Genomic DNA, 13,629 nt, shown 5'->3' with positions numbered 1-13,629 from the left:
AAAATGGCACATAATCCCGGGCACCCCGACGGCGTCCCGGGACTCACCGGAGATGCCCATGACACGTCCCTGACCCGAAGGAAACCCACCGCAATGGACCGTTGGCTGGCGATGCGCGTCTTCGTGAACGTTGCGCAAACCGAGAGCTTCGCCAAGACCGCACGCCAGATGCACATGAGCGCACCGGCGGTGACGCGCATCGTGGCGGCACTGGAAGATCTGGTCGGCGCCCGCCTGCTGGTGCGCACAACCCGCTCGGTGAAGACCACTGAGGCCGGCGCACACTATCTTGCCGACTGCCGGCGCATTCTCGGTGATATCGCCGAAGCCGAAGCGGCGGCGGCCGGTCACTACAGCGAGCCGTCCGGGACATTGGCGATCACCGCGCCGATCCTGTTCGGCCAGTTGTACGTACTGCCGATCGTTACCGACTACCTCGACGCCTACCCCGGCATGCATGCGCGGACCCTGTTCATCGATCGTCAGGTGAATATCGTCGAGGAAGGGCTCGATGTTGCCGTGCGCATCGGCCATCTGGCGGACTCCGGCCTGACTGCGGTGCGGGTCGGCGCGGTACGTCACGTGATCTGCGCGGCGCCGGACTACCTTGGAAAGCGCGGTACCCCGACCGCCCCGACAGACCTCAAGGACCACCGCATCGTCGCGTCCAACAGCTCATGGGCTTCGCCGGAATGGCGCTTCGCCGGTGGTCAGCGAATCGGCATCGACCCGGTGCTGATGTGCAATACCAACCAGGCGGTGATCGATGCGGCGCGTTCGGGTTGGGGATTGACCCGGGTGCTGCATTACCAGGTCGGGCCGGCCTTGCTCGCCGGTGAATTGCAGGTGGTGCTGGAGGAATTCGAAGAGCCACCGCTGCCGATTCACCTGGTATATCCACAAGGACGACAGGCGCCGGCGAAGGTGCGAGCGTTCGTGGATATTGCGGTGGAGCGGTTGCGGGGCAATCCGCTGTTTGGGGGTGTTCGTCAGTAACAGGGCTTTGCCGGCAAGACCGGCTCCCACAGGTTCCAGGCTGGTGCTTGCCTGCAATGAATCGAGCAAGCCCCGGCCAATGGCCGGGGCCCCATCAGCTCATTACGCCGAATGCACCTTGCGCCCACTGACCCAGGTTTCCTGCACAGGGATATCGCGCATGCCAGCCGCATCGGCGGCCTTCCATTGCAGCGGATCCTTGGCCAGGATCACCAGGTCGGCCTGCTTGCCCGGCAGCAGCGAACCGACCTGATGGTCAAGATGGCATTGCCAGGCCGCATCGATGGTCACCGCGCGCAGGGCCTGGTGCACATCGAGGCGCTCTTCCTTGTTGAGAATCCGCTTGTTGTCATCCTGCTCATCCACCACGGCTTCCATCACCCGGCCAATCGCCTGCTCCATGTAGCGCAGCGGACCGAACGGGGTGACAAAACGGTCGCTGTGCAGGCTGATGCGCAGGCCACCTTTCAACGCCGAGGCGCAACGGTCGAGCATGTCGGCGCGTTCCTCGCCGAGGATGGTTTGCTGGAATGCCTGGCCCCAGTAGCCGACATGACCGATCAGGAAGCTCGGTGAGATCGCCATGCGCTTCATCAGGGCAATGGCGTCGTCGTGCAGCAGCGAGCAGTGTTCGATACGGTGGCGCTGGTTGGCCCAGGCCGGCACGCTGTTGAACGGCGGCTCGGGCAGCGGGGCCTTGTCGGTCGGCGGATTGCAAAGGGCCAGTTGGTAGGCGGACAGCACGTTGTCGATCGCTTCGTCGCCGTTGGCGTGGGTCAGGATCGGCCAGCCCTTGGCGGTGACATCGGCCATGACATTGGCCAGTTCGCGCACCGGGTTGTAGTTGAACAGGCCGTAGGCGCCGACGCCTGGTACCTGATGCTCATGGCAACACTTGTAGGGCTCGCTCTGCAGCCCGGTGAGCCCCTGATTCGAGCCGTCGGCGATCAGTTTCATCGCGCGCAGCGTGAACAGCTCGTTGCCCTCGCTGTCCAGTTCGGGATGGTAGGACTTCAGCCACATCTTCAGATCGGCGTCATCGCTGCCATACAAGGCCCCGCCTACCCGCAGCGTCAGTACATGAGTCTTGGCCAGCAGCCTCATCAGGCCGATTTCATACTGCTTGCCGACCAACCCGACGCTCGCATCGAATACCGTGGTGATTCCACGCTTGTTCGCGTCACTGAAGACCTGTAACAAGTTGCGGAAAAACTGCAACGGTCCCGGTTTAGGCAGATGCGGGATCATCAGGGCCGATTGGGTTTCGGTCAGGACGCCATCTTTGTATTCCTTGTCGAGACCGGCCAGCTTCAGGGCCTTGGTGTTCGCATAGCTGATATGACCGGACGCGTTGAGCAGGAAGATCTTCAGCTCAGGTAACTCGGGGTAAAGGCCATCAAGCGTGGATGCCTGGATGTCCTGCCAATCCTTCATCAACGAGGGGTCGACACCGAACCCGGTCACCCATTGCTGATCCTTGGGCTTGTCTTTCACCGCCTTGGCGGCCTTCACGATCTCGGCCTCGACGTGGGCGATGCTGTATTCCCTGTTCAGGCTCTGACCCTGAATGGGCGACAGATCGGTCCATCCGGTGATCAGTGCGGTAGACATCAGGTGCGCATGGGCATCGATCAAGCCGGGCAACAAGGTTTCTTCCGGCTTCAGCGGGCGATCGACCGGCGTGTACTGCTGCATCGCCTTGCGGACATCGTCCAGTGCGCCGCTCGCCTTCACCTCGCCCTCGGCGATACCGATGGCCTCGACCTGCTGCCCCGCCCGCTCGGGATCAGGGTAGATATTGCCGCCAAAGAAAATCACGGCTTGCTGACCGCCATGGGGGGCCAGTGTCTCGGCCTCGGCGTGCAGGGCCTGCCAAGCTTCGGCTGCGTGCTCGAAGCGCGGCAGCATGTTGGGGGTACAGCAGGCACAGCCGAATTGAGGTTGTTGCGACATGAGTGATTCCTTTCAGTTTCAGAGAGGGTCTGTGGAATGACGATGAACATCGCATGGCACGATTTCAGTCCGGTTATCCTCGCGTCCGGCAATGCGAAGAGGTCGAGAGGCCGTCCTGGTCCGTACTCGATAGCGGGCTCAACTTAGCACCACAAGTTGTGCGTGTACTCACAATTTGGTATGTGAACTTAGCAATTTCCCCGAGTACTCCAAAAGCCAGAAAATTCGCGATCAGCCCGGATTTACGGTGTCAGATGCCCGTCGCAGCTCAATGCAGCACCGAAAAACCACCAATATCAAATAGCCATATTTTTCTTGCTCAAAGCAACGCTCCGGCTAGACTGGCCCGGTCTTGGCATAACGATGCAGCGGGAATCTCATTGATGTCTGATACCGGCATTACCCCCCACAGCGAAGCGCTGCGAACGCCCGATTACACCGCCTTCGCCAAATCCCCGTTGTGGGATCTGCAGCGTCAGTACTACAGCGAAAAAGGGCTGGATGCCTGGGCCGGGGCGCACGTACCGCACTACGTGACCAGCCATCCTGTCATGGCGATGGCCTATGCGCAGATGGTTTTGGGCTTCTGGCGTGACCTCAAGGCCCAAGGCCTGGTCAGCGAACAGCCGCTGTACATCATCGAACTGGGCAGTGGTTGCGGGCGTTTTGCCTGGCACTTCCTGCTGCAGTTCTTCGAGGCCTTCGATGCCATTCGCGGGCCGGATGACCGGGTCTGCTACGTGATGACCGACTTCAACGCCAGGACCCTAGAGCACTGGCGCGAGCGGCTGCATGGCAGGCTCGATCCCTTCATCCAGCAGGGCCGCCTCGACTTTGCCTTGTTCGATGTGGAAACCGACAGCCAGGTGGCGCTGCAACATCAGCAGATAACCCTGACGCCCGGCAGCCTCAAGCTGCCTCCGGTGGTCATCGCCAACTACGTGTTCGGCAGCCTGCGCCAGGACTTGTTCTTCCTCGATAAAGAACACCTCTATGAAGGCTGGCTGAAGGTCGAAAGAGGCCCCGAAAGCGATGCCAACCAGCCGTTTTCCGGCCTGGCCCCGGACTATCAAAAGCGCCGGATCGTTGCCCCCGATTATCCTGACCAGAACTGGAACCGGTTGATCGAGCGCTACGCCCAGCACCTGTCGCCTTGCGCCCTGCTCTTTCCTGCGCAGGCATTGAATGCGCTGGAACGCCTCAGCCAACTGTACGACGGCAACCTGCTGCTGCTCAGCGCCGACCGTGGCAGCCATGAACTGAAAGACCTCGCCAGACAACAAACACCTGACTTTGCCTGCCACGGCAGCTTCACCCTGCCGGTCAACTACCCGGCCTTGGCGGACATCATCCAGAGCAATGGCGGCGCTTGCTGGTCCAGCCCGCCCGGAAATGGCCTGGCCCTTCTGGCTGCCTGCTGGCGCGCGGCTCCCGTTGGCACCTGGCGCGAAACCACCGCCGCCGCACAACAGGCTTTGCACGGGTTCAACCCCAACGATTTCTACCGCATCAAACAGGCCCTGGAGACCGGGGCAGAATCCCTGAGCCAGGAGCAGATGCTCGCCTTCCTGCGTCTCGCGCACTGGGATACCAAGGTGTTCTACCTGTTGCTGCCGCAGATCGACGCCGTGCTCGCCCGGTTATCGGGTGCGGCGCAACAGCGGTGGTATCAGGCACTTGGCGAAGTCTGGCGTTTTCACCTGCCTATCGGCGAGGACTACGACCTGGCCTTCGACCTGGGCAGCCTGGCCGTCGAGCTCAATCGCTGGACCGCGGCTATCGGCTGGTTTGGCCAATCGCTCGAACGCCCTGCTCCGACGCAGGAGAAAGAACAAGATCACAGCAGTACCTGGTTCAATCTGGGCATCGCGCATTGGCAATTGGCGAGCTACAGCCAGGCCGAAACCTGCCTGCTCAAGGCGCTGGAACGGGTGGGCGACGATCAGGCGGGAGATGAGGAAGAGGCGTTCGATATCCATCGCCAACTCGCCGACCTGAGCAATTGGCAAGCCCGCTGTGAAAGGCTGTTGGGCGCTCCGACCCTGCAACTGCCCGATCCTCCGGCGCCTGACACCAAGGCCGTGTACGCCAGCCTGCTCGGCCCTCATCAGGCTCGGGCGCTCTACCGCATGCAGCGCAATGCGGAACTTTGCCGACTGGCCGGGGTGGAGCGCATGCGGAGTATTGACCAGACACGTGACTGGCTGCGCAAGCAACAGTCAGAGCACAACCCTGTACTGGGGATCCTGCATCCGGACCTTGGCCTGATTGGTGTTGCCGCACTGCAATACCTGCCTCAGGCCACAGCACCCGACGGTAGTCGAAGCGCCCGCTTCTACTACTGGATTGGGCAGAGCTACCAGAATCAGGGCTACGGTCTTCAGGCCATGACGCTCCTGCACCAATTGGCTCGCGTCAGAGGCATCCATCATCTGTTCGCCACGGTCGACCAGGCCAACACCCGTTCTCAACGGGTCCTGACCAGGCTTGGCTACCGGCGTCTGCCAGTCCAGCCGGCTGGCATCCCGGACGGCTGTCACTATTACTACTTTGGACAAGCCACCAGCGGGCCGGAACTGAGCAACACCCTCAGCCGTTTTCTGACCGAACAAGAGTCCGGCTAGCATGCTGATCATTCAGAACACGCAACTTCAGGCTCTGGCCCAGCCGCCCCGTCAGCAGTTCATCGATGAAATGATGAACCACCTGTATAGCCACTTCCCCACGCAAGCCTGGCGCCTGACCCGCGACGATCTGCGCAGCCAGGTCAACTCACTGATCGACCGTGCCGCCAGCTACCAACTGACCAGCCGGCAGCAGGTCTGTCGATTCATCAATCTGGCCGCGACCTACGGCTGGGCATTCGACAGCGACCCGAATTTGCTGTGGATGCGCAACATCCTCACCGACACCGCCCTGCCCCACCCCGGCGAGCGCCTGAACCGGTTGGTGGAAAGTTGCCTGCACCGGCAAAAGGTCGAAGACCGCAATCTGAGGCAGCGTCGAGAACTCGGATTGCTGCCGAGCGACAAACCAGTTGTATTCGAACCCCAGGTAGCAGCAGATCACTCAGGCCCCGACAGCTATCAAAACGCCCAGCCTGAGCGCCTGGATAGACAGAGGCAGATCAAAAGCAATCCATCGGACTACCGCCTCAGTGAGTCCCTGTTCAGCGACGAGGAGTTTTTCATTGGCGACTGACACCTCGTCTCTGGCACAGGCAGACCAGGCCGCCCAAGCCCAGAGTGATACTCAGGCGGTAGACGCAACGACTATCACTTGCCCACCGCCTCCACAGGACCCGAACAAGGTCATTGAAGTAACAGTGGTTGGTGAAGACGGGAAAGGACTCGATGGTATCGAGTTGGTGATTACCCGGGATGACGGTCAGGCACTCATTGGCAAGACCAGCCCGGACGGACGCTTCCTTTTCAAAGGCCTGCCGCTGGGCACTTATCAACTGAGCCTGCCTGAACTGGATGAAGAGGCGTGGCAGGTAAAAACCACCGTGGACTTATCCGAAGCGGACGCCAACTGCACCCTGCTCGCAACCTGGCAACCCGCACCTGAGGCATCGCCTGCCAGTGAGCAGACTCATGTCATCAAGCAAGGCGAATGCATCGGGAAAATCGCCGAGCGCTATGGATTCTTCCCAGCCACTATTTGGGAGCATGACGCGAACGCAGCACTGAAAGAGTTGCGCCACGACAACATGTACATCCTTCTGGCAAACGACGAGGTTGTAATCCCTGAAAAACGCCAAAAGACAGAAGCGGCTGAAGCCGGCAAGCACCTGACGATTGAACGCAAAGGGGTGCCGGAATTTTTGCACATCCGTTTCCTCAACGATGATGAGAGCCCCAGAGAAGGGGTGCCCTATCTGCTCAGCCTGACGATAGGGCGGGGGGATGCCGAGGCCGAGATATCGGGCAAAACAGATGCTCAGGGCTTCGTAAACCAGGCTGTCAGCCCGGACATCACCCAAGCCACGATCGTGTTGAACCCGGGTCCGCAGGCCGAAACCTACGCTTTCAATATTGGTTACACAGACCCTATCGACACAGTCTCGGGCTGGCAGGGACGCCTGAAGTGCCTTGGTTACGACTGCGGAGAGGAAGGCAACGGTCCTGACGGAAAAACAGAGATGGCCATTCGCGAATTTCAGCGGGCCAGGCAACTTGAAGAGACCGGCAGCATGGATGAAGCGACCCGACAAGCACTTTTGAGCGCCGCATTATCATGATCGTTCCGGGAAGTGAAAACTTTTGACCAACCGGGCAGCACCCGAGATAGAGCCTCCCCATGAAGCCATCGAGCACCTCAGCAACTAGCGCTTTTTCCGCATCACTGGGAAGCAAGTCCACCGTTAAAAGTAAGGGTCGACCTTTAATCCGCATCATCCATCTGGACTGTGGGGCGGGCGGCGACTGTACTGTGCTTTTCACCGATAGCCAATTTATCGTGATCGATGGCGGGAAGGTTGAAACCGGAACGCGCTTGTCAACATTGCTGACGGAATTGATGGAGCAAGAAATAATGCCGCTGGCATTCATAGTCAGTCACTTCGATACCGATCACTACCTCGGCCTATTCCATGCAATAAAAACAATCTGCATGGACTGTACCGGAGTCGAGGAGGACGACGAAGACGAAGACGAGCATGAGGATCCGTTTGAAACAATAGAAATCATCACACCTGCTCGAGCAAAAGTCTTGAACAAGGATATGTATGGCAAGCCGACAAACAGGGAAGAAGCCAGCAGTGTTGCCGTTGCATGCCGGCAATTGAAGAACGCTGTGGAGGCTGTGCGAAAAACAAGAATCAATTATAACAATGCAAACACCCTGACATTCGATAATGGCTTTTCCCTTGTACTACAAAACAACCCTGCCCCTTTAAACCCGAGCCTATGTAACGGAAATAATGGTTCAAGCCTGCAGTGGATACTTGTAGATAGTAAAGGAAGAACCAAAACCACTTACTACACAGGCGGCGACGCGGAAGCAGGCCCGCTCGATGCCACCATTGTAAAGCTCGACCATCACGGCTCGACGGTGGGCCATACCAATTCAAAAGCCAGTAAGCTCAAAAGCACATTGTATTGGGTCATCATGGGCGCTGGACGCGGCCACAAGCACCCCGGGCAAAACCTGCTGCCACATGCCAATAAGGCTTCATCAAACATAGTCATGACGCAACATCATTTCATTGATGTATACCATAAACATAAACTGGTATTTGTAAGTCGCACCCCCCCACACTGGGGAGACAACGGTTTTTCCATTTTTGCCGGTGATAAAATACTGGTCAATATCGACAACTCCAGAGGTCTGCTGACGATAGGCGGGAAGCACACAGAGATTGACAATGAATACTGCGCAAATCTGGATGAGGATATGGAATTTTTCCTCGATGTCACCAGAAACATCCTTAACTGCCCCGCCGAGAAACCTTGCGACAGAGACACCGTCCCAGAACCTCCACCATTACAATGTCTGCACGCAGGGTGCAACAACGAAGCAACTGAGATGAGTCTTAATCCGGAATCCACTACATTCATCGCTTGCGAGGAACATGGGGCCGAGGAACTGGAGCGGCAACAAACCGCCTACTTTGCAAAACGAACAAGAGAAGAACAGGCCGAGCTAAAACGAGAACGCACCCTGAAAAAGCATGAGGACGAGGACGAGGATTTTGAAGAAAATTCTGAAGAAGATGACGAAGATAATTACGAAGAAGACGATGACGAACTAGCCCAAGAGAGTAAAGTACATAAAAAAATAAAAACGAAATAACGCAGATATTTCGCCGTCGATCAGAGTCAATGGCTCAACTGCGCCCAGACTTTCGCCTTCCCGACGAACGCACTACAGGCACCAGCCTCTCGCTCAATACCGACCCAGCAATGCGATTCTTTCAATAACGAAAATAAACCACTCGCGTGGTGTGGTCATCGACGGTATTTGTCAGCCGTGATGTGAGCAAAGTCTTGGAGTGCGTCGAGAAACCCCATCAAACTCAAGCTTTGCCCCTCCAAGCCCCCTGCGCGGTCAGTCTGCGCCGGCATCTTTTTTGGGCACGCCAATGGTCTTGCGGTCACCGGTTGTAGAGACCTCATACACATTCATGACCCACGTGTCCGCAATCACCGTTTCAACCAGATAATTCTTCTTGGCTTGTGTCGTGAATTGCTGCGCAACAGGCTGTTCCTTGTCGAACGGCGTCGGCATGGGAATGCCGTTGAAGGTGAACGGTTTGTCCTAGCCCTGCCCTTTCACAAGCACCGTTTTGTCGGCCTCGACCAACGTACTGATGCTGTCAGTACCACCGGCCATTTTCTTCAGATAAGCCGGTATGCGCTTTCATAAACCCGATCACCCGCGCTCTCAAATCCAGTATTGGCATACCCGTACATGTAACTGACAGGACGATCACCCTCGCCGCCGATGGTCCGGAAAATCACGCTGGCTTGATGGTCATTCATGGCCAATGGAACTACCGGCGCTGAATGGGTTAATGCTTCACAGGCTTGAACACACGCGCCGTAGAGAGTGTCTGAAGGTGCTGAACGGAGATAACCGGGCGAAGTCCGGGCCACTTATGGACATGGAGAATGTGATGCTGCTGACGCGCAATCAGTTGCTGGGCCTGAGCCTTCTGGTAGTTGGAGGCTGTACCCCTTTCCAACCGCCGCCAGGGGACTACACGCAATGGTACAAAAAGGGGGAATCCCAATCCGGCGTCGACAACGCCATGCGTGCTTGCGGGTACACCAATCTTGATGGCGTGGGAGACAAATCGCCGATTGATGTTGTGCTGACCCGGTTCTACTGCATGAAAGACGCAGGGTTCTCGCGCCGGGATAAGCTCGACCTGTGCAAGCAAGGCCGCATCGGCGAGTCCCCGGTGTGCGACGGACGCCGGTAATGATCCTTCACACACTCCACGCGGAAATGCCGCAGGCCTTTCTAGAAAAACTCAGACAACGGCGTGTCACGTGTTGTCCGAGTCATAGCGTGAGGGAGAACGCCATGTTTACCAGGAGCCTGCTGTTGAGCTTTTTCGCTGTGTTACTGGTGGGCTGTACGGGAAGGGGCTTTCAACCGCCACCGCCGGACTTCACCAATTGGCAAAAGAGCGGCGTCTCGGTCGAGGGGGTCAAGAGTGCCATGCTCGCGTGCGGGTACCCCAATGTCGCGGGCATAGGCAACGGCTCAATCGATGCGGAATTGAAGCACTTCTATTGCATGAAAGATGCTGGCTTCAAGCGTAAGGACAATATGGATCTGTGCAAGCAAGGCCGCGTTGGCGAATCACCGGTGTGCGACGGCCGCCGGTAATCCATCACTAGAAGAAACAGGGAATCAGCGCTCTACGCTATGGGGCCTTGCCTGCCCCAAAAAGCCAAAAGCCCGCAGTTACGCGGGCTTCAGGTTTTTTCTTGCTAGTGGGTGCCGGTCAGTGCCGGACGCGGGATCATTCCCACTCAATCGTCGCCGGCGGCTTGCTCGACACGTCGTAGGTCACCCGCGAAATCCCTTCGATCTCGTTGATGATCCGGCCGCTGACAGTTTCCAGCAGCTCGTACGGCAGGTGTGCCCAACGCGCGGTCATGAAGTCCACGGTCTCGACGGCACGCAGGGCGACGACCCAAGCGTAGCGACGGCCATCACCAACGACGCCCACCGATTTCACCGGCTGGAACACGACGAAGGCCTGGCTGGTCTTGTGGTACCAATCGGCTTTGCGCAGTTCTTCGATGAAGATGTGGTCGGCACGACGCAGCAGGTCGGCGTATTCCTTCTTCACTTCGCCGAGGATACGCACGCCCAGGCCCGGGCCCGGGAACGGGTGACGGTAGACCATGTCGTACGGCAGGCCCAGTTCCAGGCCGATCTTGCGCACTTCGTCCTTGAACAGTTCGCGCAGCGGCTCGACCAGCTTGAGGTTCATTTCCTCCGGCAGGCCACCGACGTTGTGGTGCGACTTGATTACGTGAGCCTTGCCGCTCTTGGCGCCAGCCGACTCGATCACGTCCGGGTAGATGGTGCCCTGGGCGAGGAACTGGATGTTGTCCAGCTTGCTGGCCTCGGCATCGAACACGTCGATGAAGGTGCGACCGATGATCTTGCGCTTCTTCTCCGGGTCGGACTCACCGGCCAGGTTGCCAAGGAACTGCTCTTCGGCGTTGGCGCGGATCACCTTGACGCCCATGTTCTCGGCGAACATGGCCATCACTTGCTCGCCTTCGTGCAGACGCAGCAGGCCGTTGTCGACGAAGACGCAGGTCAGTTGGTCGCCGATGGCGCGGTGCAGCAGCGCGGCAACCACGGAGGAGTCGACACCGCCGGACAGGCCCAGCAGCACGTTGGCCGAACCGACTTGCTCGCGAACCTGGGCAATGGCGTCCTCGACGATGTTCGAGGCGTTCCACAGGGCTTCGCAGCCACAGATGTCGAGGATGAAGCGCGACAGGATGCGACCGCCCTGCTTGGTGTGGGTCACTTCCGGGTGGAACTGCACGCCGTAGTAGCCGCGGGCATCGTCGAACATGCCGGCGATCGGGCAGCTCGGGGTGCTGGCCAGGACGTGGAAGTCCTTCGGCATCTGGGTGACCTTGTCACCGTGGCTCATCCACACGTCCAGGCCGAAGACGCCGTCGTCGTCGACGTGGTCTTCGATGCCGTCAAGCAGGCGGCTCTTGCCGACCACGTCAACGCGGGCATAACCGAATTCGCGAAGGTCCGAACCTTCGACCTTGCCGCCCATCTGCTCGGCCATGGTCTGCATGCCGTAGCAAATGCCCAGTACCGGTACGTTCAGGTCGAAAACGGCCTGCGGCGCGCGCGGGCTGTTGGCTTCGTGGACGGACTCTGGACCGCCGGCGAGGATGATGCCGCGCGGGTTGAATGCACGAATGGCTTCATCGTCCATGTCGAACGGGTGCAGTTCGCAGTACACGCCGATTTCGCGCACGCGGCGGGCGATCAGCTGGGTGTACTGGGAACCGAAGTCGAGAATCAGGATGCGGTGAGCGTGAATGTCGAGGGCCATGACTCAATCTCGTCAGTGGTAATCGGAAACGACGCGGGGCTGTTCGATAACAGCCCCGCTTAACGGTGTTGCCAGGAGCATCAACCTACGCGGTAGTTTGGCGCTTCTTTGGTGATCTGTACGTCATGCACATGGGACTCGGCCATGCCGGCACCGGTGATGCGCACGAACTCAGGCTTGGTGCGCATTTCTTCGATGTCGGCGCTGCCGGTGTAGCCCATCGAGGAACGCAGACCGCCCATCAACTGGTGGATGATCGCGGCCAGTGCGCCTTTGTAAGGAACGCGGCCTTCGATGCCTTCCGGAACCAGCTTCTCGGCGCCGGCCGAGGAATCCTGGAAGTAACGGTCCGAGGAACCTTGTGCCTGAGCCATGGCGCCCAGCGAGCCCATGCCACGGTAAGCCTTGTAGGAACGGCCCTGGAACAGTTCGACTTCACCCGGCGCTTCTTCGGTACCGGCGAACATCGAACCCATCATCACGCACGAAGCGCCCGCGACGATGGCCTTGGACAGGTCACCGGAGAAGCGGATGCCGCCGTCGGCGATCAGTGGAACGCCGGTGCCTTCGAGGGCGGCGGCGACGTTGGCGATGGCGCTGATCTGCGGCACGCCGACACCCGCAACGATACGGGTGGTGCAGATCGAGCCAGGGCCGATACCGACCTTGACCGCGTCAGCGCCGGCTTCAGCCAGGGCCTTGGCGGCAGCGCCGGTGGCGATGTTGCCGCCGATCACCTGCACTTGCGGGAAGGTTTCCTTGACCCAGCGAACGCGGTCGATCACGCCTTTGGAGTGGCCGTGGGCGGTGTCCACCACCACTACGTCAACACCAGCGGAAACCAGTGCGGCAACGCGCTCGGCGGTGTCCTTGCCGGTACCGACAGCAGCGCCGACACGCAGACGACCCTGGTCGTCCTTGCTGGCCAGCGGGTAGGCCTTGGCTTTTTCGATGTCCTTGACGGTCATCATGCCCTTGAGGCTGAAGTTGCCATCGACGATCAGGACTTTTTCCAGGCGGTGCTTGTGCAGCAGCTCGCGGACTTCGTTCTTGTCGGCGCCTTCGCGGACAGTGACCAGACGCTCTTTCGGGGTCATCACGTCGCGGACGGCGATGTCCAGGCGGGTTTCGAAGCGCACGTCACGGGAGGTGACGATGCCGACCAGGTCGCCGTTGTTCAGCACCGGTACGCCGGAGATGTTGTTCAGGCGGGTCAGTTCGAACAGATCGCGAACGGTGGCGTCGGCGTCAATGGTGATCGGGTCGGTGACTACACCGGCCTCGAACTTCTTGACCTTGCGGACTTCGGCAGCCTGCTGCTCGACGGTCATGTTCTTGTGGATGATGCCGATGCCGCCTTCCTGCGCCATGGCGATGGCCAGGCGGGCTTCGGTCACGGTATCCATGGCGGCGGAAACCAACGGAATGTTCAGCTCGATGCCACGGGTCAAACGGGTCTTGAGACTGACTTCGTTAGGAAGTACCTCGGAGTAGCCAGGTACAAGGAGAATGTCGTCGAAGGTCAGGGCTTCTTGGCTGATACGCAGCATCGCGGGGGCTCCCGGGCGGGAAAAATGGAAGCGCGCCATTATACTCATGCGCGCCTGTTCACTCAATGCAAAGAT

Annotated in this window: 11 protein-coding genes; 7 read left to right on the top strand and 4 right to left on the bottom strand. The window is 59.1% G+C overall.

The features are described from left to right. The first annotated feature begins 93 nt into the window (after positions 1-93). Positions 94-996, top strand: coding sequence for a LysR family transcriptional regulator (locus NTD82_RS10775; RefSeq protein ID WP_262128731.1), 903 nt, complete (start codon positions 94-96; stop codon positions 994-996). Positions 997-1,098: 102 nt separating this feature from the next. Here the strand turns inward: NTD82_RS10775 and NTD82_RS10770 are convergent, their stop codons facing one another. Next, positions 1,099-2,949, bottom strand: coding sequence for an amidohydrolase (locus NTD82_RS10770; protein ID WP_262128730.1), 1,851 nt, complete (start codon positions 2,947-2,949; stop codon positions 1,099-1,101). 383 nt (positions 2,950-3,332) lie between these two features. Here NTD82_RS10770 and NTD82_RS10765 point away from each other — a divergent pair, with 383 nt between their 5' ends. From NTD82_RS10765 to NTD82_RS10750, 4 genes are read left to right on the top strand one after another with little or no spacing between them, the layout of a single operon-like run. Then, positions 3,333-5,573, top strand: coding sequence for a GNAT family N-acetyltransferase (locus NTD82_RS10765; RefSeq protein WP_262128729.1), 2,241 nt, complete (start codon positions 3,333-3,335; stop codon positions 5,571-5,573). Between the two features lies 1 nt (position 5,574). Continuing rightward, positions 5,575-6,150: a hypothetical protein gene (locus NTD82_RS10760; RefSeq protein ID WP_262128728.1), complete on the top strand. Its 576-nt coding sequence runs from the start codon at positions 5,575-5,577 to the stop codon at positions 6,148-6,150. Next, positions 6,140-7,192, top strand: coding sequence for a peptidoglycan-binding protein (locus NTD82_RS10755; protein ID WP_262128727.1), 1,053 nt, complete (start codon positions 6,140-6,142; stop codon positions 7,190-7,192). The genes NTD82_RS10760 and NTD82_RS10755 overlap by 11 nt, the downstream gene beginning before the upstream one ends. Positions 7,193-7,251: 59 nt before the next feature. Further along, a complete protein-coding gene (locus NTD82_RS10750) occupies positions 7,252-8,745 on the top strand; it encodes a hypothetical protein (protein ID WP_262128726.1) in 1,494 nt (497 codons plus the stop codon). Positions 8,746-9,000: 255 nt separating this feature from the next. Here NTD82_RS10750 and NTD82_RS10745 read toward each other — a convergent pair whose 3' ends face one another. Continuing rightward, on the bottom strand, positions 9,001-9,180 hold the full coding sequence (locus NTD82_RS10745; protein WP_262128725.1) for a hypothetical protein: 180 nt from the start codon (positions 9,178-9,180) through the stop codon (positions 9,001-9,003). Positions 9,181-9,568: 388 nt separating this feature from the next. Between NTD82_RS10745 and NTD82_RS10740 the strand changes: the two genes are divergently transcribed. Both NTD82_RS10740 and NTD82_RS10735 read left to right on the top strand, forming a co-directional pair. After that, positions 9,569-9,877 carry a hypothetical protein gene (locus tag NTD82_RS10740; RefSeq protein ID WP_371929292.1) on the top strand — a complete coding sequence of 103 codons (309 nt, stop codon included), beginning with the start codon at positions 9,569-9,571 and terminating at the stop codon, positions 9,875-9,877. Positions 9,878-9,981: 104 nt separating this feature from the next. Next, positions 9,982-10,290, top strand: coding sequence for a hypothetical protein (locus NTD82_RS10735; protein ID WP_262128724.1), 309 nt, complete (start codon positions 9,982-9,984; stop codon positions 10,288-10,290). A 136-nt stretch (positions 10,291-10,426) separates the two neighbouring features. On the opposite strand, the gene guaA is transcribed toward NTD82_RS10735, so the two are convergent. Both guaA and guaB read right to left on the bottom strand, forming a co-directional pair. Continuing rightward, positions 10,427-12,004: a glutamine-hydrolyzing GMP synthase gene (guaA, locus tag NTD82_RS10730; RefSeq protein ID WP_095154225.1), complete on the bottom strand. Its 1,578-nt coding sequence runs from the start codon at positions 12,002-12,004 to the stop codon at positions 10,427-10,429. A gap of 80 nt (positions 12,005-12,084) precedes the next feature. Next, on the bottom strand, positions 12,085-13,554 hold the full coding sequence (guaB, locus tag NTD82_RS10725) for an IMP dehydrogenase (RefSeq protein WP_095154226.1): 1,470 nt from the start codon (positions 13,552-13,554) through the stop codon (positions 12,085-12,087). Between the last annotated feature and the right edge of the window lie 75 nt (positions 13,555-13,629).

The sequence above is a fragment of the Pseudomonas sp. 5P_5.1_Bac1 genome (assembly GCF_025466015.1).
GTDB lineage: Bacteria > Pseudomonadota > Gammaproteobacteria > Pseudomonadales > Pseudomonadaceae > Aquipseudomonas.
Note: the sequence above shows the minus strand (reverse complement) of the source record. Positions and strands in the feature narration are given on the sequence as shown.